Raw genomic sequence first — 24,301 nt, forward strand, 5'->3', positions numbered from 1 at the left:
GCCTCGTGACATCGGGTGCCCTTCTTACGCTCGCCGCCGCGCTCGCCGCCGGAGGATTCGTAACCCGGCAGGCGGCCGGGGCGCCGGAATCCCACAGAGGCGAACGGCTCTCCGCGGCCGACGTGGAGATCGTCGTGACCGCGTCGTCGTCCTGCCCCGCGCTGACCCCCGCCCGCCTCGCCGGTCAGGTCATGGCGGCCTCGCACTTCGGTGACCAGCCGGTCGGCGACCTGCGCTCCGACGGCCGTACCGGAATCGCCGCCCTGACGGCCGAGCAGTGGCAGCAGAACCGGCCGGGATCGGACGCCGACCCCGCCGACCGGGCGGCCGCGATCACCGCGCTCGCGCACTACACCTGCCGGCAGATCGGGGCGGCCCGCGCGCTGAAGTCCGGTGAGGACCCGTGGCGTCTCGCGGTCGCCGCCTACCGGGTCGGCATGGATCGGGTCGCCGCCGCCGGCCGGATCCCGGAGGACGCCGGCGACTACGTCAAGACCGTCGAGAGCTACACCGCCTGGTACGTTACGCAACCGGCATTGGCCAGGAGCGACCCGGCACCGGCCGGCCCGGCGGCTGGTGCGGCCGTCGCCGTCCCGGACCACGACGTGGCCGCGGTCGTCGCCGCGGGCTCGATCTGCGCGGACGTGCCGCCGACCCGGATCGCGGCGCAGATCATGGCGACCTCCGGGTTCCGCGCCGACCGGCTGGGACCGGCCGGAGAGCAGGGCATCGCCTACTTCCTGCCACAGGTGTGGACGACGACCGTCAGCGGCGCCGCGCAGAAGACGCCGTGGGACCCGGCCGTGGCGATCCCGGCGCTCGGCGCGACGATGTGCAAGCTGGTGAAGGACGCCGGCGGCTACGGGGCGGCGCTCACCGCCTTCACCCACGGGACCAGCGCCACCACCGCCACGCTGCTCGCCGCCGTGACCAAGGCAGAGCCCGAGTACGCCAAGGACACCCGCCTGCACGGTGCGGCCACCGCCCCGGTCGCGACACTGAAGCCGATCCCGCCCGGCTCGGCCGCCCCGGCGCAGAACGTCGAGCAGCCCGCGGTCAACGGCGCGGACGGCGGCTCGGGCGGCCCCTACGGCCCGTACTTCATCCAGAACCTCACCACCCGCGACTGCGTCGACCGGTCTGAGAAGGACGCCTTGGTCAAGGGCGGCGGGGTGAGCCAGTCCGTCTGCGGTAAGGCCGGTGACCCGGGACAGCAGTGGACGTTCGAGGCCCGCGGGACCGACTCCAAGACCGATGCCGAGCTCTACTGGATCCGCGATGCCGACGACGAGCTGTGCCTCGACCCGCCCGGCGCCACAACCTACCCGTCGAGCAGCGTGCTCAGCGAGACCGACTGCCTCGACCACGACAACCAGCTGTTCCGCCTGGAGAAGCGGCTCGTCGCCGACGGCCGGCAGTACTACTGGCTGCGTAACACGGCAACCGGCATGTGTGTCGACGTGCCCGGTGCCGGGACCGGCGGCCCCGGCATCCGGCTCACGCTCGTCTCCTGCATGACCGGCGACGACCACGAGTGGGCGCTCACCAAGAACCCGGAGTCCTGAGATGGCGAACCTGACGACGGCCCGCGGGGCGACAGCCGCCGGGCTGGTGGCCGCGGTGATGACCCTGACCGCGGCGCCCGCCGCGGCTGCGAGCAGCAACGAGGTGTCCTACACGGTCAACGGCGCCTACCAGGGCCGGCCCGAGAACCTGACCGAGGTCGCGGAGCGATTCCTCGGCGACGGCAACCGGGCCGGGGAGATCCTGCGCCTCAACGCCGGCCGCACCCAATGGGACGGCGAACGGCTCACCGACGCGAGCCGGCTGCACGAGGGCTGGATCCTGGTCATGCCGTGGGACGCCGCCGGTGCGGAACTGCGGTTCGGCAAGGTACCGGAGGAGACCGCCGTCTCCGACTGCGACCGGGCCCCGGCCGGAGCCGCCATCCCGGCAGACCGCACGAAGCTGCGACCGCCGCTGAGCGAGGCCTGGTCACGGGCCGACGGCACGGGGGTGACGGTCGCGATCCTCGGCTCCGGCGTGGACGGGTCGGCTCCCGGACTGGCCGGCCGGGTCACCCCCGGCGCCGACATCGCCGCCGGCACCGGACGCGGTGACGTCAGCTGCGAGGGCACCGCCACCACCCTCGCCCGGATCGTCGCCGGCGACCGGGATCACGCCGGCATCGCGCCGCAGGCCCGGATCATGCCGCTGCGGACCGGTGGCGACGACATCCTGACGAGCACCGCCGTGACGGCCATCGCAGTCGCCGTCACCTCGGGTGTCCAGGTCCTGCTCATCGGCGGGGAGGTCGACGCGGATGACCCGGCGGTGGTCACCGCGATCCACGACGCCATCGCTCACGACGTGGTCGTCGTCGTGCCCTCGACCGTGCCCCTCGAGCCGGTGGACGGTCTGCTCAGCATCGGGCTGGACGCCGGCGGCCCGAAGTCTGGCGACTCCGGGCCGGTGGCGCCGGGAGCCGATGGCCAGGGCGATGGCGGCGTGGAGTACGCCGCGGCGTTCGTGGCCGGCGTCGTCGCCCTGGTCCGCTCGGCCGACCCCGGGCTGCCCGCCGCCGACGCCGCCCGGCAGGTCCGGTCCACCGCGGTCGACGGTGTCGTCAGTCCGGCGGCGGCGGTCTCGGCCGTGGTGGCCGCGGACCCGCGGTGGACGACCCCGCCCAGCGGGCTCCGGACGCTGGGCACGACCCTGATCTGGGCCGGCGTCGTGCTCGCCGCGCTGGTCGTGCTGGCCTTCCTGCTGCCGGGCCCGATCGGGGCGCTCAGCCGTCACCGGGCTCACCGGCGGGCGCTGGCCGCGCGAGCCCGGATGACCGGCGACAGCCACGACCCGTTCTGGACGAACTGACCCCTCCCGCCGAGCAGGACGCGGCGATCGGTGCCGGCACAACCCGCGAGCCCGCCGAAGACCGGATGCGCGACCGCATCCAAGGTCCGCCACCCGGATCACCCGGTCACGGCCGTATGACGAGTCCTCAGTCGGCTGCGGTCCAGTGCGGGAAGGCGTGCTTGCGCGCCAGGATGGCGGCGAGCGCCGTCGGCACCATCAGAATCAGTGCGGCCCACGGGATCGCCATGGTGCCGACATCGTCCAGCAGGATTCCGCCGATTGCGCCGCCGGCGGCGATGGCGAGGTTGACCAAGGTCACCATCGTCGGGGCGATGGCATCTCCCGCGGTTCGGATGCCTGCGGTCAGGAACAGTGTCGCGCCGCCTCCGAAGCCGAGTCCCCAGGCGGCCGCCGCCACGTAGAGCAGGGCGGGGCTGAGCGGCACGAGAGTGATCAGCAGTGCTCCGCCGCCGACCAGGACCAGGCTCGTCACCGTGAGGTGACGGTGCCGGCGGTCGATCAGGGTGCCGGTGATCAGGATGCTCAGCAGGGCCGCGAACCCGAAGGTCATCAGCACCCATTGGGTCTGGCCTTCGAGCCCGGCACGCGAAGCGAGCGGCGCGACATAGGTGTAGAGGACGTTGTGCGCCAGGAAGAACCCGCTCATCACCGCGAGGATCGTGACGACACCTCGGACGCGGAGCATGCCGGCGAGGCGCACCCGGCCGTCACCGGCGGCGTATCCGGGCAGGTTGGGCAGGGCGGCGAACGCCGCCAGGATCAGGACGCCGCCGGCGACGGCGACGACCGCGAACGTCGCGTGCCAGCCCGTGGCGTTGCCGAGCAGGGTGCCCGCCGGCAGGCCGATGGACAGCGCGATCGGAGTGCCCGCGTTGGCGATCGACATCGCGCGGCCCTGGACCGCCGGCGCCACCAGCCGGGCTGCATACACGGCCAGGTTGGACCAGATGAGGCCGGCACCGATCCCGGCCACGAGTCGCGCGGTGATGATGACGGTGAAGCTGCTGCTCGCGGCGATCACGGCGTTCGCCAGCACGAAGGCGGCCAGGGCCGCGACCAGGACGGTTCGCCGGCCCCAGGTGGCCAGCACGGCGCTGAGGGGGACGGCCGACAGTGCGGTGGCCAGGGCGTAGATGCTCACGGTCTGACCGGCGACCGACTCGGAGACGTGCAACGTGTCCGCGATCTGCGGCAGCAGGCCCGCGGGGATCGTCTCGTTGATGATGGTGAGGAAGCCGGCCGCGAACAGGACGAGCAAGCCTGCCCACGGAAGCCGGTCGGCGGGCCGTGGACGGGGACTTTCTGTCGCTGGGGGAAGCGTTGCCTCCGTGGACATGGAACACCTTTCCGAGAAGGTACGATGGAATGCGTACCTAGAGATACCCGAACGGCAGGTACGACGCAAGACGTACCTGCTAACTTTTCTCGCGGGCAGGCTCGCCCGACCCGGTGAAGGAGACGACGTTGGCCGAGGAGAAGCTCCCCACCCGCGACGAGATCGAGCTGGACAAGGTGCTCTCGGCTCTCGCCGACCCCCATCGCCGCCAGGTGGTGCTGGACCTGATGGAGGAACCCGCCGACACCGAGCGCACCTGCACCAGCTTCGGGCTGCCCATCTCCAAGTCGACGAGCACGTTCCACTTCCGGGTCCTGCGCCAGGCCGGCCTCACCTACGACGCCAGCTACGGCAACCGCCGCGGCGTCTCGCTTCGCCGCGACGACATCGAGGCGCGTTTCCCAGGCCTGCTGGACGCGATCGCCAAGTCGCGCTGAGCGCACCACTCGCGGTTCCGCCGATCTACCGAGGCGAGGTGGTTCCGAGCGCGAGCCCGGATTCTCCCCTCGTGCGGCGGCGCCTGGGCATACGCGTACCGTCGCATATCCGCTGCGACCGGATCGCCGCCGAGGTCACCCGGCGTGCACGAACCGCGAGGCCGTTACCGCGACACGAACGGGTCGTGCGGACGATGCGTGCCGTGGCGGCCGACCTGGCGGTCTACGCCGTAGCCGGCACGTCGATCTCGCGGTCCCACAACCCGTCGGCGAGGAGCGCGACCGCCTTGTCGCGGTGCCGCCGGTAGGTGTTGAAGGACAGGTGCAGGGTCTGCGCCACGCGCTCCTGGGTGGTGGCCGGTCGCAGGAAGGTGAGCGTCACCAGTTCGCTCAGGTCGGGCGGCAGCCGGCCGGCCCCGGCCACGAGCACCTGCCGCAGCGTCTCGGCCGCGGTCCGCCCGGTCTCTTCCCGGTCCCGCACCAGCCGTGCCCGCAGCAGCGGATTGGCTCGCAGCCGGTCCGGCTCGTGCAGATGCCGAAGGGCCGACCGGACGGCGTCGGCGAACTCCGGCCGGGTGAGCACCGGGATCTCGAGGTCCTGCGCGGACGGCGCGACCGGCTTACCCATCTGCCGGGCGTGCAGGCGCTCCGCCCAGGCCGCCGGGCCGGCCCGGCGCCAGTCGTGGGCGAACATCCGGATCGGCGATCCACCGCCGGGGCCGTCCTGGTCCACCGCCCAGAAGTCGAGGAACTCCATGCCGGCCCGCCACCACTCCGCCTCGTCGAACGCGCCGACCAGGCTCCACGCCACCGCCCCGGGCAGCCGGATGATGCCGAGCATCTGCGAGGCCAGGAAGAGCGTCATCGACGGGGACGGCTGCTGCCCGTGCTCACGGTCGAGGAAGAAGCGCCAGGCGTGCATCCGCTCGCCCGGCCGCAGCGGCCCGTGCCGTTCGGCATACCGCCACATCGCGTCCACCACCGGGTCCGCGCCCAGGTCGTCGGCGGTCGGGCTCAAGCAGGCGGTGTAGCCGCGCAACCGCCCGGACACCGTACGGAATCCGCGGAACGACTCCGGCCGCCGGTCCAGCCAGTGGGCGACCAGCTCGGCCTGTCGCTCGCCCTGCCAGGTGGCGGTCATGGCCACGACGTCGGACCGGTCGTCGTCGCGCAGTTCGTCGGCGTACGCGCCGAGCGCGGGCGGCAGCGCCCGTAGCGTCGAGACGCCGGACCGGACGCCGTTCAGCAGGATGGTGTCCACCAGCAGATTCAAGGACTCGCGCTCGCTCGGCGCCGCCCGGACCTGCCCGAGGAACGCCAACAGCTTCCGGCGGTAGAGATCGGCGTACCGCTGCGGGGCGCGCCAGCGGAGGTCGGTGTCGATCGCGTCGCGGACCACGTCGTGCGGGAAGAGACCGTGCCGGCTCTCGACCACGAACGGCAGCGTGCGAAGCCAGCCGAACAAGTCACCGGCGTCGTCGTCGAGCAGCGTGCTCAGCAGGTCCTCGGTGGTCACCGGCACATGCGCGCAGGCCTCCAGCGCGGCCCGGTGCCGCAGGCTGGGCGCCTCGTCGACGATCTGCGCCAGCAGTGCCCCGACGACCTCGGGCAGGTCGCCGAGCGTACGGGGAGCGGCGCCGCGGCGCACCGCGTCGATCAGCATCGCCAGGGTGAGCGGATGACCGCGGCTGATGGCCAGCAACCGGTCGTGCATCGGCTCCGGTACGCGCTGGGCGACCAGATGCGCGCGGCCGGCGTCGACCGGCAGATTGCCCAGCGGACGTACCCGCATCAGATCGCGCCATGCCGGATCGGCCCACCACCGCGGCCCCGGAGCGTGCCGCCCGGCGATCACGACCACGCTGTCGCGAGGCAGCGACGGCAGGTATTCGTCCCGCACCCAGTCGTCGATCGGCTCCAGCCGCTCGTACGTGTCGATCAGCATGACCGGTGTCTCGTCGTCGGCCGGCACCGGCAGCGGCTCCGGACCGACTGGGAGGTGGCGCGCGTCGACGCGGGTCGGTGTGCGGCCCGCGTCGACCGCCACTTGCGCGAAGGCGTCCAGCAACGTGCTTTTCCCGGTGCCGCCGGGCCCGTGCAGGAAGAGCACACCGGCGCTGCCCAGCACCTCGCGGAACAGGGCGATCTCGGCCTCCCGCCCGACGAAGGCGCGCCGGCGTGACTCCCGCAGTCTCTCCCCCAGTGACGGCACGCCTGCGACCCTAACCGAGCGGTGGCCGTCCGGAGGTTGGGCACCGGCTGGGCACTGGATGGGCTGGCGGCGGACCCCGCGCCGGATGACGATGCCGGCTCGATCCGACCGAAAGTGGATGCTGATGCCGACGTCGACAGAGATCACCGACAACTTCCCGACCAACTGGGGGCGATGGGGTGACACCGATGAGCGGGGAGCCGTCAATCTCGTCACCGACGAGGCCCGGGCCCGGGGCGCGGCCGAGGCCCGCACCGGCCGGTCCGTTTCGCTCGCCCGAGTGACCGGGTCGACGCCGCTGACCGCGGGGCCGGCCGCACCGGTCACCGGGTCGACCGGCGTCCAGACCATCATGCTCCACACCGGAGCCGACAGCCCCGCGATGGCTGAATTGATGCTGGTCAACCCGCATCATCCGCAGGTGACCCATCTCGACGCGATGAGTCACTGGGTGGCCGGCGGCCGCACCTATCCGGGCATCGCCGCGGCTGACGGCTCGGGTCCGCTCGGCGTACGGCATGGCAGCGCCGCCGCCTACGCCGACGGCATCGTCACCCGGGGCGTGCTGCTCGACCTGGTTCCCGGTGGGCGGCTCGCCCCGGCCTTCCCGGTGACCGGCGCCGACCTGGACGCGGCGGCGGACCGCGCAGACGTGCGGGTGCTGCCGGGCGACGCGTTGGTGGTACGGGGCGGGTGGCACCTGGCCGACCACCTCGACGGGGCGGAGCCGCTACCCGGCATGACCCTGGACGCGGTCCGCTGGATGCACGAGCGTGGGATCGCCGTCTACGCCGGGGACATCGGTGACGCCCATCCGCCGCTGCCCGGCGAGGTTCCGGGCGCGCTGCACCAGTTCGCGCTCGGCCGGCTGGCCATTCCGCTGATCGACGGCTGCGACCCGGAGGAACTGGCCGCGACCTGCGCGAGTCTGGGCCGGTGGACGTTCCAGCTGGTGATCGCCGTACCCCGGATCGCCGGGACCACCGGGATCCCGGTGAATCCGATCGCCGTCTTCTGACCCGGACCGGCCCTCGGCCGCCTCGGCCGGCGACGCACCGGTGATGCGGGCGGCCGCGCGGGTGGACAGTACGCGCGGAGAGCGGAAGGCCCGCGCAACACGAGGCGGCCGGTGACCGGCGCCGCACCGGGATCGCGGCCGGCGTCGGTGGTGCGCTCCCGCTCCTCGGCCGCGCCTGATACCTGATCGGCCGCCGGCGCCGTTCCCGGTTGGTGACCCGGCTGCGGCGAAGCACTTGGCTCACGCCCTTGCTGATGTAAGGAACCTGATATAAGGTTCCTTACATCAGCGCGGCGGAGGCCCCGCTTCCCACTCCGAGCCAGAGCCCGGAAACACCACCCAACGAAGGACGTGGCATGAAGAACACCGTCCCGGCCGGCAGTCTCCGGCCCGCCCGCAGCACCACTGTCCCGGTCGGCGACCTGCGGGTGACCGCCGACCAATACGACCGGACCCGTCCGTTCCTGCTGCTTCATGGTGGCGGTGGAGTCGCCACCATGCGCGGCTTCGCCGCGCTGCTCGCCGAGCGGACGCATTCCCGCGTGATCGTCCCCACTCATCCGGGCTTCGGCGGCACGGAGCGACCCGCGGGCCTGTCGACCACACGTGATCTGGCGACCGCCTATGTGGCCATGCTCGACGAGTTGGACCTCGATGACGTCACGGTCATCGGCAACAGTTTCGGCGGCTGGGTCGCCGCGGAGATGGCGCTGCTGGACAGCCCGCGGGTCTCCGGCGCGGTGATCGTCAACGGCATCGGTATCGAGGTCGACGGCCACCCGACCACCGACGTCCGCGGCCTGGCACCGAGCGAGCTGGCGAAGTTGTCGTTCCACGATCCGGCCAAGGCGCCGCGCCCGCCGGCGGGCGGCGCGAGCGGACCGGGTCCTGACCTGGCCGCGCTCGCCTCCTACAGCGGCCCGACCATGTCCGATCCCACCCTCATCAAGCGTCTGGCCGCCCTGGAGCTGCCCGTTCACGTCATCTGGGGCGAGAGCGACGGCATCGTCAGCCCGGAATACGGCAGGGCATACGCGGACGCCATCCCCATGTCGGCCTACACCGTGCTGCCCCGCAGCGGTCACATGCCCCAGGTCGAGACGCCCGAGGAACTTCTCGGCGCCCTCACCGACCTCGGCAACTGACCCCTTCACCCCGTACAGAGGACCTGATCATGACCACGCCCCTGACCGTCACCCGCATCGCGCACGCCTGCCAGCTCATCGAGATCGGCGACCTGCGTATCCTCACCGACCCCTGGTTCACCCAGTCCGCCGCCTATCACCAGGGCGAACCCATCGCCGGTGAGGTCGCCTCGCTCGGCCGCATCGACGCGCTCGTCGTCAGCCACGAGCATTACGACCACTGTGATCTCGACGCGCTCGTCGCCGGCGGCTTCGACCTGAGCACCCCGCTGTTCGGCCCGGGCACCGTCACCGCCCTCGCCGAGGGCAAGGGTTTCACAAGCCTGCACACGATCGAAGCGTGGGAGTCGGCCACGGTGGGCGACCTCACGGTGACCGCCACGCCCGGACAGCACGGCGTCCACGAGGTCACCTTCGTCATCCAGGCGGGGGGTCGCGCGGTGTTCTTCGGTGGGGACTCGCTTCGGGTCCCCGAGCTCGATGAGATCCCGAACCGTTTCGGCAAGATCGATCTGGCGATCCTGCCGGTCAACGGTCTGTGTATTCGCGTGGCCAACATGCAACAGGTCGTCATGGACGCCGAACAGGCCGCCGCGCTGACCGCGGTGCTCAACCCCACCGTCGCGTTGCCGCACCACTACGCGTTCCACAGCGGACGGCTCGGCGACCAGATCATCACCCGGGGGGACCGCGACCCCCGGCACTACACCGAGGCGCTGGCCCGTCTGGCGCCGACGGTGGCCACTCGGATCGTGCTCCCCGGCACGCCGGTGACGATCCCGTGAGCGCGCCCGCAGCCGGCCACGACCTCATGCCGACGGTGCCGGAACATCTGCCACCGGGCGAGCGGCCGGTACTCGCGACGCTTCGAGCCCGTCCCGGCCACGAGACACAACTCGCCGCCGCCATCAGCACCCTCATGGCTTCGGTCCGAGCCGAACCCGGCTGCCTGGAGTTCCGGTCGTTCCACGACGCCGCGGATCCGGGCGCGTTCTACCTCTACGAGATCTACGCGGACACCGAGGCTTTCCGTACGCATCTGACTCTGCCGCACGTGGCGCGTTTCTTCCCCGAGGTCGAGCGGCACAGCATGACTGAGCCCCGGGCCCTCGTCCAACTCGTGGAGCTGGAGGTCGGCGACCCGGCGGGCGCCTGACACCCTCGGCGACCACCCGTCGGTCAGCCACCCCACCATGCCCCACCGTGAACTGCGAGATCAGATCAGGAACGGCTCATCACTCGACATGGAAACGATTGCCGGGCCGGACAAGAGGATCCGGCCCGGCGATCGCCGGTCAGGTGCCGCTGAGTGCTTCGGTGGGCATGAGGCGGGCGGCTCGCATCGCCGGGTAGGCGCCGGCGACCGCCCCGATCAGCGCTGCCCCGCCGAGGCCGGCCAGCGTCGCTCCGGCGGGGATGACCACCGGCCAGTTCTGCGACCAGGCGTATCCGGTGGTCGCGGTGATGCCGAGCATGGTTCCGCCGATGCCGCCCAGCGCGGACAGCACGACCGCCTCGGTGAGGAACTGGGCTCGGATCTGACCGCGGTGGGCACCCAGTGCGCGGCGCAGCCCGATCTCGGCGCGCCTTTCCAGCACCGAGATCACCATGGTGTTGGCGACACCGATGCCGCCGACCAGCAGGGCCACCGCGGCCAGGCCGAGGAACAGCGCCGAGAAGCTGGTCTGGGTGGCCCGCTTGGCGGCCAGCGCGTCGGACGGGGCGGTGACCCGGACGTCGGACGGGTGCTGCGGGTTGATGGTGGCGGGCAGCACGGCCCGGACGGCCTCGATGTAGTCCTCCCTGGCCTGCAGGTAGATCACCGTGGGACGGCCGTCGAAACGCAACAGCGTCCGGGCGGCGTTCCAGCCGATCAGCACCGCGCGGTCGATGTCGGGGTTCAGTGTGAAGCTGTGCAGGATGCCGATGACGGTGAACCACTGGTCGCCGATCATCACCTGCGGCTTGGTCGTGCCGGCGGGCAGGTCGCTGAAGCCGAGCCGGGTCGCGGCCACCGAGCCGAGCACCACCATCGGCAGTTTTTCGCTGGTGGCGTCGAGGAAACGACCGGCACGGACGGTGCCGTTGAGGGTGGTCAGCAGATTGCTCTTGCCGGCCAGGACGGTCAGCCCGAGCCCGTCCTGGGCATCGGTGCGGTCGTTGCGGCGGATCACGGAGTGGGTGTTGGCCACGGCGCTGGCGGTGAGGACCGGTCCGATCCGCGCCACCATGGCGGGTGCGTCCTCCGGCAGGGTCACCGGCGGGTCGCGATCGACGGGTTCGGCCTGCAAGGTGTTGGTGCCCAACGCCGACAGGGTCCGCAGCAGGTCCGCCTGGCTGGATGCCGGGATGCCGGTCACCACGACCATCGTCGCGATCCCGATGGAGATTCCCAGCGCCGACAGCAGTGCTCGCATCTTGCGAGTACGGATGCCGATCAGGCCGACACCGAGCAGATCACGAGGGCCGAGCCGGCTCATGCGGCACTGTCCGGCGAGCGTACGTCCGCGATGAGGCGTCCGTCGCGCATGTGGACCTGTCGTGGCGCCCGGGCGGCGATGTCCCGGTCGTGGGTGATGAGCGCGATGGTCGTGCCTTCCGCATTCAATTCGGTCAGCAGATTCAGTACGGCCTGGCCGTTGGCCGTGTCGAGGGCGCCGGTCGGCTCGTCCGCCAGCACCAGGATCGGACCGTTCACCAGGGCCCGGGCGATGGCGACCCGCTGCCGTTCCCCGCCGGACAGCTCGTGCGGCCGGTGGGTGATGCGATGGCCGAGTCCGACCCGGTCGAGGGCTTCCTCGGCCATCGCGCGCCGGTTGCGCCGCGGTATGCCGGCGTAGAGCAGGCCGGTGGCCACGTTCTCGGCGGCGCTCAGCCCGGCGGTGAGGTGGAACTGCTGGAAGATGAAGCCGAGCCGGCGGCCGCGGAGGTCGGACAGGTCGCGGTCAGAGAGCCGGGTGACGTCCTGGCCGAGGATCTCAATCGTGCCGGAGGTGGGCCGGTCGAGCGTGCCCATGATGTTCAGCAGCGTCGACTTGCCGGAACCGGACGGGCCGACGATGGCCAGCATCTCGCCCTGTTCGATCCGGAGGGACACCTCGTCGAGAGCGGTGACCTCCGGGGCATACCGCATGCTTGCCCGGCACACCGACAGCACCGTGCTCACGACGTCGTCACCACGGTCATGCCCTCGTTGACGCCGGTCCCGCTGACCTCGACCCGACCGTCGGCGAAGATGCCGGTCTTGACGGCGATCAGGGCGCCGGCGGGGGTCTGCAGAGCGTACCCGCCCTCTTGCAGCGCGAGCAGCGCGCTGATCGGGGCGGTCAGGACCTGTTTGTGGGTCTGCGCCGCGAAGGAGACCTGCAGTTCGGCCGAGTCGACCTGCTTGAGCTTCGACGGCTGGTCCAGGACGAGGGTGATGGCGAGTTTCGGGTTCGACGGGTCACCGCCGTCCTCGGTTTGTAACGCCGTGCCTACCGAGGTCACTCTGGCCGGCGTGGTGGTGCCGTCGGAGAGGGCCACCGTGGCGTGATCGCCGTTGTCGATGGTGGCGGCTTCGCTCTGGCCGGCCAGCACGGTGATCACTTTGCTGGTCGACGTGGTCGACAGCAGCTCGCCCGTGGCGGGTCCGCCGACCTGCGCCGAGAGCGCACTGACGCGGACCGCGGCCGGGAGCACCAGGACCGAGCCGATCGTGAGTTTGCCGCTCGCCGGGAGCTCGAGGTGTCGCTGCCAGGCTTCGACGGCCTTGATCAGAGTCGCGGTCAGGACGGCTTCACCGTCGTGGACCGTCGTCCTGACGACCCTGGCCGGCGGATTCGTCCGGGTGGTGCTCGCCCCCTGATCCGTCGTGGCAGCCGGCGAGGGAGCGCTCGCGGGCGCATCGGTCGTGGCGCCGGACGCAGGCCCATCCGCGGTGGCGGTGGACGAGGACGGCGCCCCGGCCGAGCCGGCGCCGGGCGGGACGGACTCGGTGACGACCGTTCCTGGCGCCGGTTGTCTACCGACCGCGTAGCCCAGGGCTCGCAGGTTGTCGAACACCATCCGCACGTCGCGCCCTACGGTGCCCTTGGTGTCCAGATCCCGGAACAGGGGGATCTCGCCGTAGAACAGCGGGACGGATTGGTCGTTCACCGCGTACACCCGCTGTCCGCGAGTGATCGTCGTCCCGGCGGCCGGCAGCCACGTGATCACTCCGTTCCCGCTGCCGCTGATGACGCGGGTCGCGCCGTAGCCAAGAGTTCCGGGGAAGCTGCGCGTGGTGGAGATGTCATCCTTGGTGACCGTCGCGGTCGCCGTCGGGGTGACGACTTCCGCTTCCGGGCCGGCGGCGTCGGCTCGGCCGACCCATCGGGCGAAGCCGAGGCCCAGAGCCAGGAGGGACAGGGCCACGACGACGCTGACCATGACGACAAGACGGCGCCGACTGCGGGATCGACCCGGCCGGGGTGCCGCCGGAATGGCCGATCCGGCGGGCACGGATCGAGGGATCATTCGCATGCCGGCAGGCTGCCGGGCGATTGTCGGGAAACTGTCAAGGAAAAACCGCACATTTAGCGACCGTGGCCGGTGGCCGCTTATAGTCCGCCGGGTGTGCGCTGACATTCTCGTCGCCGAGGACAATCGCCGTCAGGCCGACCTGGTGAGCCGCTACTTGCGGGCAGCCGGCCATCGGCTTCTCGTCGTACACGACGGGCGTGAGGCGCTCGCCGAAGCCCGCCGGGCGCGACCGGATCTGATCATTCTTGACGTGATGATGCCGGGCCTCGACGGCCTCAACGTGTGCCGGATCCTGCGTAAGGAGTCGTCGGTGCTGGTCCTGATGCTCACCGCCCGTTCCGGAGAGGACGACCTGCTGCTCGGGCTGGACCTGGGCGCCGACGACTACGTGACGAAGCCGTACAGCCCGAGGGAGTTGGTGGCTCGGGTGCGTACCCTGCTGCGACGAGTGGATCGGGTCCGGGTCGACGACAACTTCCTGCACGTCGGTGACCTGACGATGGACATGTCCCGGCGGGCCGTCATCATCGGTGAGCGAGAGATTTCGTGTACGCCGACCGAATTCGCGATCCTGGCCATGCTGGCCGGGCAGCCCGATCGGATCTTCACCCGCCGCCAGATACTCGAACACGCCCAGGGCCTGGACCGGGACTCCACCCACCGGGCGGTCGACACCCACGTGCTGAATCTGCGGCGCAAGATCGAGAACGACCCGCGGCACCCGGTCCGGCTGCTGTCCGTGTACGGCCTCGGGTACAAACTCACCGACCCGTCCATCGCGCCGAAAGACGCCGATGCGCTCCCCTGACCTGCCGTGGCATCGCAGTCTGATCATTCGGCTGCTGGCGACGTCGATCCTGATCGCGATCGCTGCGATCGCGGCGACCGCGTGGTTCACGGCCAAGATGACAACCCGGGCCATCGCGCAGCAACAAGGCCGCTCACTCGCCGACGACACGCTGATCTACGACACGCTGATCGGTTTCGCCGCCACCCACTCCAGCTGGGACGACGTCTCCCCCACCCTCGCGGACCTGAGCCGCCGTAGCGGTCATCGGGTCACCCTGCTGACCCGGGACCGCCAGCCGATCGCCGACTCGTCCGCCGGGCCGAACCTGCGAGCCACCCAGCCGTCAGCCATCGTCGACCCGCTCCGGGTCAACCCCGACGGCAAGGATGCCGGCAAGGCGACCATCGATGCCCGCGCGGTCGGGCCGTACCTGCTCCCTACCCGCGAGCGCGAGAAACTCGACGAGTACGCGCGCCAGGTTCTCGAGTGCATGAAGGGCAACGTCAATGTGCGGTTGACCCGCTCACCCAGCGGCCGTCCCGTCGTGACCCCGGAACCCGCGGGGTCGAATTGCGGCCCCAAGGCGTTGGAGGTACCGACGCCGACCGAGGCGAAGGCGTTGCAGGCACTGCGCGGCCTGATGAGCAGTTGCCTGAGCATGAAGGTGCTGAAAACGTTCAGTATCGATCCGCTTTTCACCGTGGGGACCGGCGGTGAGCCTTTGCCGCACGGCGTCAGCCTGGAAAAAATCCAGCGATGCCTGCAATCCGCTCGCCAAGTGCAGCTGACCCCCTACGTAGCGCCGTCCGCCCTGCTTTTCATCACCGACGCCGAGGCCGACACCCCGGCCACCTCGATCAGCCTGACCCGTTCGAACGTGCTCCGGATCGCCGGCAGCACCGGACTCGTGCTGTTGATCGCGGTCGCGGTCACCCTCCTGGTCGGCACCCGTCTGGTCCGGCCGCTGCGGCGGCTCACCGCGTCCGTCCGCCGTCCGGTCGAGCAGCAGAGCCGGGTCCCGGTCGGCGCCCGCGACGAGATCGGTTACCTGGCGATGGCCCTCAACGACCTGTTCGACCGGCGCGAGACCCTGGAGGCGCAGCGTAAAGCGCTGGTGAGCGACCTGGCTCACGAGCTTCGCACGCCACTGACCAACATCCGCGGCTCCATCGAGGCCGCCCAGGACGGTATGACACCGACCGACGCCCAACTGCTGGAGGTGCTGTTAGAGGAGACGTCGCTGTTGCAGCGCGTGGTGGACGACCTGCGCGACCTGGCCGCCGCGGACACCGGAGACCTGCGGCTCCACCCCGAGTACGTGTACCTCAATGACGTCCTGACGCAGGTCGCCGACGCGCATCGCGGGATCGCCGAGTCTCAGCACGTCAGCCTCTCGACCGATTTCACCGTCGACCCGCAGCTGTCGGTGGACCCTGTCCGGCTGCGCCAGATCGTCGGCAATCTGGTCTCCAACGCCATCCGGCACACCGACAAAGGCGGTGTGGTCACCCTGCGGACCGCCGCGATCCCCGAACAGTTCACCATCGAGGTCGCTGACACCGGAACCGGCATCGCACCCGCCGACCTGCAACGAGTCTTCGATCGCTTCTGGCGCGCCGACTCGTCCCGCAGCCGAGCCACCGGCGGCAGCGGCCTGGGCCTGGCGATCGCCCGCAAACTCGTCGAGGCCCACGACGGCCGCATAACCGCGACGAGTCGACTCGGCGTCGGCAGCACCTTCACCATCACCCTGCCCCGAGCCCGCCAAGCCCCGAAGTGACCCGGTCGCCGGATGGAGCGGTCGCGTCGTTCGCCGCCGGTGGGCCTGGACCGACGAGCGCCGCATGACGCCCGGCAAGTGACTCGATCAGGAGATCGCGAGACCGGCCACGGCCACGAAATCATCGAAGAAGCCGGCCTCGGGATCCCGACAGTTCGCTGACATTGCCCGGTGAGAATCCCGGCATGTCCATCATCGACTTCTCCCGTTCGCGTAGCGCGGCAGCGGTTGTCACCGCCGCCGCCACCCTGACTCTCGCCGCCGGCTGTAGTGGCGCTGCCAAGACCGACTCCTCGCCCGGCGTCCAGGGCACCGCGGGTGTCGCCAGCATCCAGAAGCCGTCCGCCGCCGCCTCGGCTGAGACAGTCGCAACGGAGCGTCCCCTCATCCGGCTCGACACCTCCGAGGAGGAGATCAAACGCGTGTCGGATGTCTTCGCCGACTGTCTGCTCACGAACGGCCTCCCCAAGGCAGCGGTCATGAAAGGCGGGACCACGATCGATCCCGCCGACATCTCGGACGTCTGGGGCCCGTTGTCCGACAAGGTGCGAGCCGACCTCAAGAAGAACTGCGCGTCGAAGCAACCCGAGTTCGCGCGCGACCGTGCCCGGCGGCTCGACCCGGCGTACGCCGACCACATGGAGGCATTCGTCAAGTGCCTGAAGGATCACGACATAAAGGCTGTCCTCAAGGACGGCGAGTTGTCCTCGATCGACGAAATGCCCACCGGTGGCAAGGCTCATTGGATGCAGGACTGTGAACAGGAAGGTTTCGCCGGCTATTACTCGACGCTCAAGTGATTCGGTACTCGACGTTGGCATGATTGTGGGGCCGCACTTCGTGCCCGGCCCCACAATCCACCGGTCAGGTGGGTTCGGGCGCGGCGGTTGGTGAGAGAGCGTCGATGACGCGGCGACCCGGCACGCGGTCCGCCTCCGGGATGTGCGGCCCGGTCACGTCCCGCCGCAGCAACCCGGACGGCTCGCCCGACCGGAGCCCGATCAATACTCGGGGACCGGCGAGAGGATGTGGCGGAGAGACGCGGCGAGCAGGGCCGCGCGCGGCCCGTCCACCTCGGCGATGAGGGCCAGCGCCTGCCGGTAGGACTCCTCGGCGTCGACGGCGCGGCCGGCCCGGGTGTGCGCGTCCCCGAGGCGGCGCAGGGACTCGGCCGCGCTGACCGGCGCGTCGTGCCGGCGGTAGATGTCGACGGCCTGGTGGTAGCTGTCGACGGCTCGGCCGATCTCGCCGAGGCCGGCCCAGGCGAGGCCGAGAGTGTCCCAGGTGTCGGCCACCCAGTACGGGTTCAGGTCGGCGGCCGAGGCGATCACCTCACGGGCGTCGGTGATCGCCTCGGCGTACCGGCCCAGGTGTGCTTCAGCCCAACTCGCGGCGATCAGCAGACGGGCCCGCAGCGTGACGTCACGTCCGGGCGGATACGTCGCGAGCAGTGGCCCGGTCACCTCCAGGATCGCGTTCCAGTCGCCCTGCTGGTCGTACACCCCGGTCATCCAGATCATGGTCATCTCGGCCGACGTGGTGTCGCCGATCCGCGCGAAGATCTGCCGGGCGTCGCGGAGCCGGGTGAGCGCTTCCGGGTACCGGCCCATGAGGGCATCGGTCTCCGCCAGGCCCCAGAGTGCCCGGGCCTCGGCCGCCGGGTTGCCGGCCTGCACCGCGGCGGCGTACCCGGTCTTCTGGGACGTCCGCAGTTGATGCCACAGCCCTTGGCGGCTGAGATAAGCCCGCACCACCCAGGACAGCTGCCAGGCGTGACGGTGGAAACCTTCGCGGGCGGCCAGCTCCAGCGCGGCCAGCATGGCGGGGTGCTCACTGCCGAACCACGCGCCCGCCTCAGCGGCACGGCCCACCACCCCGGGCATCGGCCGGTCCGGCTCGATGGGCAGCCGGTTCTTGCCGAGCTCGGCGACCGCGTCGCGGCCGGCGTACACGTAGTAGTCGAACATGCGGTGCAGGGCCGCCCGGCGTTCGTCCGGAGGATCAAGGGCCAGGGCCAGATCATTCCCGTACGCCCGGACGAGGTCATGGACGGTCCACCGCCCCGGCTGGTGTTCCATCAGGAGTGCGGACGCGACCAACTCGGCCAGCAACCCACGCGCCCGAGTCACCGGCTGAGCCAGCATGCTCGCGGCGACCTCGGCGTTCAGATCGGGGCCGGGGTGCAGGCAGAGCAGCCGGAACATGTGTGCCGTGCCGTCGGCCAGCGTCCGGTAGGACCAGGAGAGCACGGCGCTCACGTCCACGGTCGCCTCCGGCATCCGGAAGGCGTCCAGCGTCCCGTGGGCGGCGCTGACCTCGGCGGCGGTCGCGGAGAGCGGCAGGTGCGCCCGGGCGGCGACCCGGGCGGCGACGACGGCCAGCGCCAGCGGATGACGGCCGCTGAGCTCGACGATGTCGCGTGCCGCGCGGGGTTCGGCCCGCACCCGGTCGCGGCCGGCGCGGGAGGCGAACAGAGCGAGCGCGTCCTCGTACGCCGGGGGCAGCAGCGTCAGCAGGGACGCGCCGGTCCGGATCAGCAGGTCCGGCAGTGTGCCACGGCTCGTCACGATCACCAGTGAGTCGCCGGTGCCGGGCAGCAGATCCAGCACCTGGTCGGCCGCGACCGCGTTGTCCAACAGGATCAGCATTCGCCGGGTGCTCGTCAGGCTGCGGAACATCCCCGCGCGGGCCGCGAGCCCCTCCGGCGCGTGTTCCGGTGCGAGCCCGAGGGCCTGCAGGAAACCGTCGAGCACATCCGCCGCCGACAGCGGATCGCGCTGCGGCCCGTACCCACGCAGATCCACGTAGAGCTGCCCGTCGCCGTAGCGCGGAGCCAGCCGGTGCGCCCAGTGCAACGCCAGCGAGGTCTTGCCGACGCCACCCAGTCCCGCGATCACCACGATCGACGGGCCGGGCCTCGCGGTGGCCAGGAACTCGTCGGCACGGCGCAGTTCGTTGTCCCGGCCGGTGAACTCGGCCGGAGCGGCGGGCAACTGCGCCGGCCGCGGCACGCCGGCTTCCGGGCCGGGCGCATCCTCGAGGGGCTCGGGATCGTCGGCCATGGGCTGCCCGGCCGGAGCGGTCGGCGGGTCCGATGCCTGACGCGACGGATCGAGGGTGGGGTCACCTCGCAGCATGCGGCCGTGCAGGTCCCGCAGCGCGGACCTGGGTTCGACACCCAGCTCGTCCCGGAGGAAGTCCCGCACATCGCGGTAGGCGGCGAAGGCCTCAGCCCGCAGACCGGCCTGGTACAGGGCGAGGATCTGCAGTTCACGCAGTCGTTCCCGGAACGGCAACCGCTGGATCAGGACGGGAAACTCGGCGATCGCTCGGACGTGGTGGCCGGCTTCGAGCTCCGCGGCGTACAGCAACTCGTAGGCTTCGGCCTGGCGGTAGGAGAGCTGAGCGCGATGGGACTCGGCCCACACCCCGTGCAGCCCGGCCAGTGGCTCGCCGCGGAAGACGTCCAGGGCCTGCCGGATCCGCGTCGCCCGGTCCTCGGCGGTGGTCAGCGCGAGTGACGCAGCGGTCAAGGCGCGGAATCGGGCCAGGTCGAAGTTCTCCGGACCCACCCGTAGGCGGTAGCCGCCGGCCAGCGATTCGACGATCGCGCCGGCGGGAGTCAGCACGGCGCGCAGCCGGGAGACGTAGGTGCGAATCGTCTTGACCGCCCCGGCCGGAGGCTCCTGCGCCCACAGCGCCTCGACCAGCTCACCGGTCGACGTGACGGCGCCCTCGTTCAGCAGGATCGCGGCGAGGACGATGCGTTGCTGCGGCGGCCCGAGTAGCAGACGGCGGCCCTCCGCCCAGGCTTCGACCGGCCCGAGAACGCCGAACGACACGCCTGCTGACATGCCCGCCCCCCCATTCCGGTGAAAGTTCAAACGTGTGGTGCGCGCCGGCCGCAGGTCATCGCCGCGATCGCGACCGGCTGGCGGCCGTGATGTGCCGTTTGCGGCCACGCCGCACGATTCAGCGTGACGCGGCCGCTTTGAGCAGCAGGTGGTGGAGGGTTTCGCGTTCGTCGGCGCCGAGGCGTCCGAGGGTGTCGGCCAGCACGCTGTCGACCGCCTCGCCACCGGCTTCCCGCAGGTCGTCGCCGGCCGTGGTGAGCTGGTGCTGAACCTTGCGGCCGGGTCCCTCGACCCGCTGGATGAGACCGCGGTCGACCATGCGCCGGGCGAGCTCACCCATGGACTGGTCGGTCTGGAAGGTCAACTCGGCCAGCCGGTGCAGCGAGGCGCCGGGGTTGGCATGCAGGTGGCGCAGGGTGTCCCACTGCACCAGGGACAGACCGAGCGGGGCCAAGCGCCGGTTTGCCTCGCGGTGGTGCTGCCACTGGAGGCGTTTGACGGCAAGACCGACCTGCTGCAGAGAGGCGCTCATCTCCGGAGGCTATCGCAAGGTACGTATATAAGGAACCTGAATCAAGATATTCTGAACGGGTCCGGCTCCGCCGACCTGGAGATCTCGTACCAGGATCTGGGAATGTCAGGCGGGGCGAAGATCGCCCGTTGGCCCTCGTCCGGCGATCCGACGCTCGGCGGGTGCGGCGCGCTGTCAGCTCCGGAGCGCCACGTATGCCGGGGCGGTCACGCTGACGGTCGCCGCTGTCGCGGCCGGCGGCCTGATGATCAGGTCGACTCGTGCGATGACGCTGATCGCGGGGAGGGGCGGGCGGGACCCACGGCCCTCCCCGGGATCAGGCGGCCAGGGCCGAGGTCGGGGTGAGCCGGGCCGCGCGCATCGCCGGGTAGACGCCGGCGATCACGCCGACCAGCAGGGCGCCACCGAGGCCGGCGGCGACGGTCATCGGCGGGATGACCGGTGGCCAGCGTTGCCAGGTGGCGTATCCGAGGGTGGCGGCCACGCCGATCGCGGTGCCGGCCGCACCGCCGAGCGCGGAGAGCAGTACCGATTCGGCCAGGAACTGGAGGCGGATGTGACCACGAGGAGCACCGAGCGCGCGGCGGAGGCCGATCTCGCGACGGCGTTCGAGTACCGAGATAACCATCGTGTTGGCTACGCCCACACCGCCGACCAGCAGTGATACACCGGCCAGGCCGAGCAGCAGGGCACCGAAGGCGCTGTCCGTGGCGCGTTTCGCGGCCAGCGCGTCGGACGGGCGGGACACCCGGACCAGGCCGGGCAGTTGCGGGCTGACCGTGGCCGGCAGCACCGCCCGGACCTTTTCGATGGCCGCCTCCCGGCATCGGACGTAGATGACGGTCGGGTGCCCGTCGAAGCCCAGCAGGCTTCCGGCCACGTCCCAGCCGACCAGCGCCGACTGGTCCAGGTCCGGGGCGAGCGGGACCGGTGCCAGGATGCCGGTCACGGTGAACCAGCGGTTGCCGATGCTGACCTGTGCGGCGGGGCGGTCCGGGCGGATCTCGCGCAGTCCGAGCCGGGCCGCCGCCTCGGAGCCGAGCACCACCGCCGGGAAGCGGGAGGTCGCCGTGGTGAGGAACTGCCCGGACCGGATCGTGCCGTTCACCGCGGCGAGCAGGTCGGTGCGGGTGGCGAGCACGGTCAGGCCGGATCCGTCGTACGGGTCGATCAGGTCCGACCGGCGCACCACCGCGTGGACGTTGGCCACCGCGCTGACGCCGGTCACCGGTCCGATCCGTGCGGCCATCGCCACCGACTCGGCCGGCAGCGGCGCCGGCTGGTCACCGGCGCTCTGCGGCTGGACGCGCAGCAGGTTCGTGCCGAGCGCGGCGAGCCGGTCCGCCACGGCCTGCCGGCTCGACGCGGGGATCCCGGTCACCACGAGCATGGTGGCGATGCCGATCGCGATGCCGAGGGCGGAGAGTGCGGCCCGCAGTTTCCGGGTCCGCAGACCGACCACTCCGAGCCGGAACACGTCACTGGGCAGCATCGATCCGCCCGTCGCGAATGGTGATGCGGCGGGGCAACCGCGCTGCGATCTCGCGGTCGTGGGTGATCACGGCGATTGTCGCGCCCTCGGCGTTGAGGCGGTGCAGCAGACCCAGGACGGCCTCGCCGTTCGCCGAGTCCAGCGCGCCGGTCGGCTCGTCGGCCAGTACCAGCGCCGGTGCGTTGACCACCGCCCGGGCGATCGCCACGCGCTGCTTCTCGCCACCGGAGAGCTGCCCCGGCCGGTGCGAGCGGCGGTGGCTGAGCCCGACCCGGTCGAGCGCCTCCTCGGCGAACGCCCGACGCCGCCGGGGAGGCACTCCGGCGTGCAGGAGGCCGGTCGCGACGTTCTCCACGGCGCTGACCCCGTCGATCAGGTGGAACTGCTGGAAGACGAACCCGATCCGGCGGCCCCGCAGTTCGGCGAGGCGACGGTCGGAGAGGGCGGTGACGTCCCGGCCTTCGATCGTCACGGTTCCGCTGGTCGGCAGGTCGAGCGTGCCCATGATGTGCAGCAGCGTGGACTTTCCGGAGCCGGACGGCCCGACGATCGCGACCAGCTCGCCACGGGCCAGTTCGAGCGAGACCCCGTCGAGCGCGGTCACTCCGCCGCCGTAGACCCGGGAGACGTTCCGGATCGAGAGGACCGGCGCGGTCACGGGTTGCTCACCACGATCGGACCGCACAACCGACGAGGCCACGGCCTGCTCACCACTGCCGGGCCGCGCGAACGGCGAGGTCACGGGGTGCTCACCACGGTCAGACCATCGGTGACTCCGGGGCCGCTGACCTGCACCATTCCACCGGCGAAGACTCCGGTTTTCACGGCGACCAACGTTCCGTCGGGGCGCTGCAGGGCGTACCCGCCTTCGGCCAGCGCGACCAGTGCACCGACCGGGACGGCCAGCACACCTTTGCGGGCGAGCGTGGTGATGCGCACCTGGACGGCGGCCGCGTCGTACGCGGAAATCGGTTTGTCGGGGGTGATGGTCACGTCGACCTTGGCGGGCTCGCCGCTGTCGCCGGTGGTGGCCGCCCGGCCGACCGCCGTGATCTTGGCAGGCGCGGAGGTGCCGGAGGGCGCGATCACGGCGACCTTGGTTCCGGTGTGGACGGAGGCGGCGTCGGCGGGACTCATCGACACGGTGACGGCAGCCTCGGTGGCGGTGACCGACAGCAGCGGCCCTTCTGCCGGGTCGCCGACCTGCGCGGTCACCTGGCTGACCCGGCTCGGCCCGGGCAGCACCACGGCCGCGCCCGGGGTCAGGCCCGGGCCGGACAGATCATGATCCTTCCGCCATTGTTCGAGTGCGGCGAGCAGTCCGGTGTCCGAGACCTCGGGGTGCAACGACCGCGCGGGATATCCGAGCGCGGTCAGGTTCTGCCGCACCTCCAGCACGTCGCGCCCGGTCAGTCCGGCTTTGTCCAGTGGCCGGAAGAGGGGCGTGTCGCCGTAGAGGACGACTACCGGCTGGTCGTCGACCCGGTACAACTCCTTGCCACGGCTGGTCTTCCGGCCGACTCCGGGAAGTTGGGTGATCACGCCGGTGCCGGTGCTCTTGACGACGCGGGCGGGGCCGAAGCCGAGTGTCCCGTTCACGGTGCGCTCGTCGGTGAGATCCATTGTCCGTACCTCAATCGTGGTCATGGTCGGATCGGCCTGCGGAGCCGGCGGCGCCGGGCGGTGACCGCGCACCGCGAGCGTCGCGCCCGCCGCGACCAACGTGACAGCGGCGACCGCACCCGCCGCACGCAGCAGCGACTCAGGAGCCATGACCGAACGCTTCGAGCAGGCAGTCGTGCTCGATCTGATCGTCGTTGGGCGGGATCACGGTGTCCGCCGAGTCGTAGGTCCACTCGCCGGGCTTGGTCACGTGCACCTTGAGACCGTGCGCACGCAGGCATTTCACGTGGTCGTTCCACTGCGCGGCGAAGTTCGGGTTGATGTCCTCGTCCAGTTCCGGTGGCTGCCGCGGCAGTTTCCCGGCGCAGGCGAGGTAGGCGGACTCGGGTTCTCCGCTCTGGTCGAGCCGACGGCCCGGCCCGGCCGGTCCGGGCTGATCGACCACGTTGGTCTTGACCCCGTTGGCGACCAGGCAGTCGTCGTAGGCGGTCCAGAACCGGTGCGCCTCTTCGTCGCTGGTGTCGAGTCGCAGCTGCGGGCGGGAGTCCGACGGCGTCGACGCGGTGGCGGCGGTGGGCGCGGCGCTTTCCAGTGTGGCGACACCGCCGTTGCCGGCATCGGCAGCGGGAGCCGGAGCACTGCAGGCACCCAGTAACAGCAACGCGGTCAGATAGAGGATCTTCGGCATGGGAGGCACTCTGG

Annotated in this window: 21 protein-coding genes; 10 read left to right on the forward strand and 11 right to left on the reverse strand. The window is 71.2% G+C overall.

The features are described 5' to 3' along the window. The first annotated feature begins 5 nt into the window (after positions 1–5). Both ACH442_RS41945 and ACH442_RS41950 read left to right on the forward strand, forming a co-directional pair. Entirely contained in the window at positions 6–1,565 is a 1,560-nt protein-coding gene (locus ACH442_RS41945) for an RICIN domain-containing protein (RefSeq protein ID WP_396343723.1), read from the forward strand. A gap of 1 nt (position 1,566) precedes the next feature. Then, positions 1,567–2,874 carry a hypothetical protein gene (locus ACH442_RS41950; RefSeq protein WP_396343724.1) on the forward strand — a complete coding sequence of 436 codons (1,308 nt, stop codon included), beginning with the start codon at positions 1,567–1,569 and terminating at the stop codon, positions 2,872–2,874. A gap of 127 nt (positions 2,875–3,001) precedes the next feature. On the opposite strand, the gene ACH442_RS41955 is transcribed toward ACH442_RS41950, so the two are convergent. Further along, positions 3,002–4,135, reverse strand: a complete 1,134-nt coding sequence (locus ACH442_RS41955) for an MFS transporter (RefSeq protein ID WP_396343725.1) — start codon at positions 4,133–4,135, stop codon at positions 3,002–3,004. Positions 4,136–4,341: 206 nt separating this feature from the next. On the opposite strand from ACH442_RS41955, the gene ACH442_RS41960 reads away from it, so the two are divergent. Further along, positions 4,342–4,650, forward strand: coding sequence for an ArsR/SmtB family transcription factor (locus tag ACH442_RS41960; RefSeq protein ID WP_396343726.1), 309 nt, complete (start codon positions 4,342–4,344; stop codon positions 4,648–4,650). A gap of 223 nt (positions 4,651–4,873) precedes the next feature. Here ACH442_RS41960 and ACH442_RS41965 read toward each other — a convergent pair whose 3' ends face one another. Then, positions 4,874–6,862 (reverse strand): ATP-binding protein, encoded by a 1,989-nt coding sequence (locus ACH442_RS41965; protein WP_396343727.1) that lies wholly within the window; start codon positions 6,860–6,862, stop codon positions 4,874–4,876. Positions 6,863–6,986: 124 nt separating this feature from the next. Here ACH442_RS41965 and ACH442_RS41970 point away from each other — a divergent pair, with 124 nt between their 5' ends. From ACH442_RS41970 to ACH442_RS41985, 4 genes are all read left to right on the forward strand, one after another. Further along, entirely contained in the window at positions 6,987–7,880 is an 894-nt protein-coding gene (locus ACH442_RS41970) for a cyclase family protein (RefSeq protein ID WP_396343728.1), read from the forward strand. 356 nt (positions 7,881–8,236) lie between these two features. Beyond that, positions 8,237–9,025 (forward strand): alpha/beta fold hydrolase, encoded by a 789-nt coding sequence (locus tag ACH442_RS41975; protein WP_396343729.1) that lies wholly within the window; start codon positions 8,237–8,239, stop codon positions 9,023–9,025. Positions 9,026–9,054: 29 nt separating this feature from the next. Next, the gene (locus ACH442_RS41980; protein ID WP_396343730.1) at positions 9,055–9,810 is read left to right on the forward strand and encodes an MBL fold metallo-hydrolase; all 756 of its coding nucleotides are present in this window, start codon (positions 9,055–9,057) and stop codon (positions 9,808–9,810) included. Continuing rightward, entirely contained in the window at positions 9,807–10,181 is a 375-nt protein-coding gene (locus ACH442_RS41985; protein ID WP_396343731.1) for a putative quinol monooxygenase, read from the forward strand. The genes ACH442_RS41980 and ACH442_RS41985 overlap by 4 nt, the downstream gene beginning before the upstream one ends. Before the next feature lie 139 nt (positions 10,182–10,320). Here the strand turns inward: ACH442_RS41985 and ACH442_RS41990 are convergent, their stop codons facing one another. The 3 genes from ACH442_RS41990 to ACH442_RS42000 are packed head-to-tail and all read right to left on the reverse strand — an operon-like array spanning position 10,321 to position 13,435. Continuing rightward, the gene (locus ACH442_RS41990; protein ID WP_396343732.1) at positions 10,321–11,505 is read right to left on the reverse strand and encodes an ABC transporter permease; all 1,185 of its coding nucleotides are present in this window, start codon (positions 11,503–11,505) and stop codon (positions 10,321–10,323) included. Next, positions 11,502–12,191: an ABC transporter ATP-binding protein gene (locus ACH442_RS41995; protein WP_396343733.1), complete on the reverse strand. Its 690-nt coding sequence runs from the start codon at positions 12,189–12,191 to the stop codon at positions 11,502–11,504. Before ACH442_RS41995 ends, ACH442_RS41990 begins: the two co-directional genes overlap by 4 nt. Then, positions 12,188–13,435, reverse strand: a complete 1,248-nt coding sequence (locus tag ACH442_RS42000; RefSeq protein WP_396343734.1) for a hypothetical protein — start codon at positions 13,433–13,435, stop codon at positions 12,188–12,190. Before ACH442_RS42000 ends, ACH442_RS41995 begins: the two co-directional genes overlap by 4 nt. A gap of 184 nt (positions 13,436–13,619) precedes the next feature. On the opposite strand from ACH442_RS42000, the gene ACH442_RS42005 reads away from it, so the two are divergent. From ACH442_RS42005 to ACH442_RS42015, 3 genes are all read left to right on the forward strand, one after another. Continuing rightward, positions 13,620–14,336 (forward strand): response regulator transcription factor, encoded by a 717-nt coding sequence (locus ACH442_RS42005; RefSeq protein WP_396343735.1) that lies wholly within the window; start codon positions 13,620–13,622, stop codon positions 14,334–14,336. Continuing rightward, positions 14,323–16,098 (forward strand): sensor histidine kinase, encoded by a 1,776-nt coding sequence (locus ACH442_RS42010; protein ID WP_396343736.1) that lies wholly within the window; start codon positions 14,323–14,325, stop codon positions 16,096–16,098. Before ACH442_RS42005 ends, ACH442_RS42010 begins: the two co-directional genes overlap by 14 nt. A 185-nt stretch (positions 16,099–16,283) precedes the next feature. Continuing rightward, positions 16,284–16,898, forward strand: a complete 615-nt coding sequence (locus ACH442_RS42015; RefSeq protein WP_396343737.1) for a hypothetical protein — start codon at positions 16,284–16,286, stop codon at positions 16,896–16,898. A 201-nt stretch (positions 16,899–17,099) separates the two neighbouring features. On the opposite strand, the gene ACH442_RS42020 is transcribed toward ACH442_RS42015, so the two are convergent. From ACH442_RS42020 to ACH442_RS42045, 6 genes are all read right to left on the reverse strand, one after another. After that, complete coding sequence (locus ACH442_RS42020; protein WP_396343738.1) at positions 17,100–19,952, reverse strand: BTAD domain-containing putative transcriptional regulator; 2,853 nt, start codon at positions 19,950–19,952, stop codon at positions 17,100–17,102. A 118-nt stretch (positions 19,953–20,070) separates the two neighbouring features. After that, complete coding sequence (locus ACH442_RS42025) at positions 20,071–20,484, reverse strand: MarR family winged helix-turn-helix transcriptional regulator (protein ID WP_396343739.1); 414 nt, start codon at positions 20,482–20,484, stop codon at positions 20,071–20,073. Positions 20,485–20,800: 316 nt separating this feature from the next. Beyond that, positions 20,801–21,976: an ABC transporter permease gene (locus tag ACH442_RS42030; RefSeq protein WP_396343740.1), complete on the reverse strand. Its 1,176-nt coding sequence runs from the start codon at positions 21,974–21,976 to the stop codon at positions 20,801–20,803. Beyond that, positions 21,963–22,634, reverse strand: a complete 672-nt coding sequence (locus tag ACH442_RS42035; protein ID WP_396343741.1) for an ABC transporter ATP-binding protein — start codon at positions 22,632–22,634, stop codon at positions 21,963–21,965. The genes ACH442_RS42030 and ACH442_RS42035 overlap by 14 nt, the downstream gene beginning before the upstream one ends. Before the next feature lie 80 nt (positions 22,635–22,714). Continuing rightward, entirely contained in the window at positions 22,715–23,749 is a 1,035-nt protein-coding gene (locus ACH442_RS42040; RefSeq protein WP_396343742.1) for a hypothetical protein, read from the reverse strand. Continuing rightward, a complete protein-coding gene (locus tag ACH442_RS42045; RefSeq protein WP_396343743.1) occupies positions 23,739–24,287 on the reverse strand; it encodes a hypothetical protein in 549 nt (182 codons plus the stop codon). Before ACH442_RS42045 ends, ACH442_RS42040 begins: the two co-directional genes overlap by 11 nt. Positions 24,288–24,301: the final 14 nt, after the last annotated feature.

The organism is Actinoplanes sp. NPDC020271, from assembly GCF_044388125.1.
Lineage (GTDB): Bacteria > Actinomycetota > Actinomycetes > Mycobacteriales > Micromonosporaceae > Actinoplanes.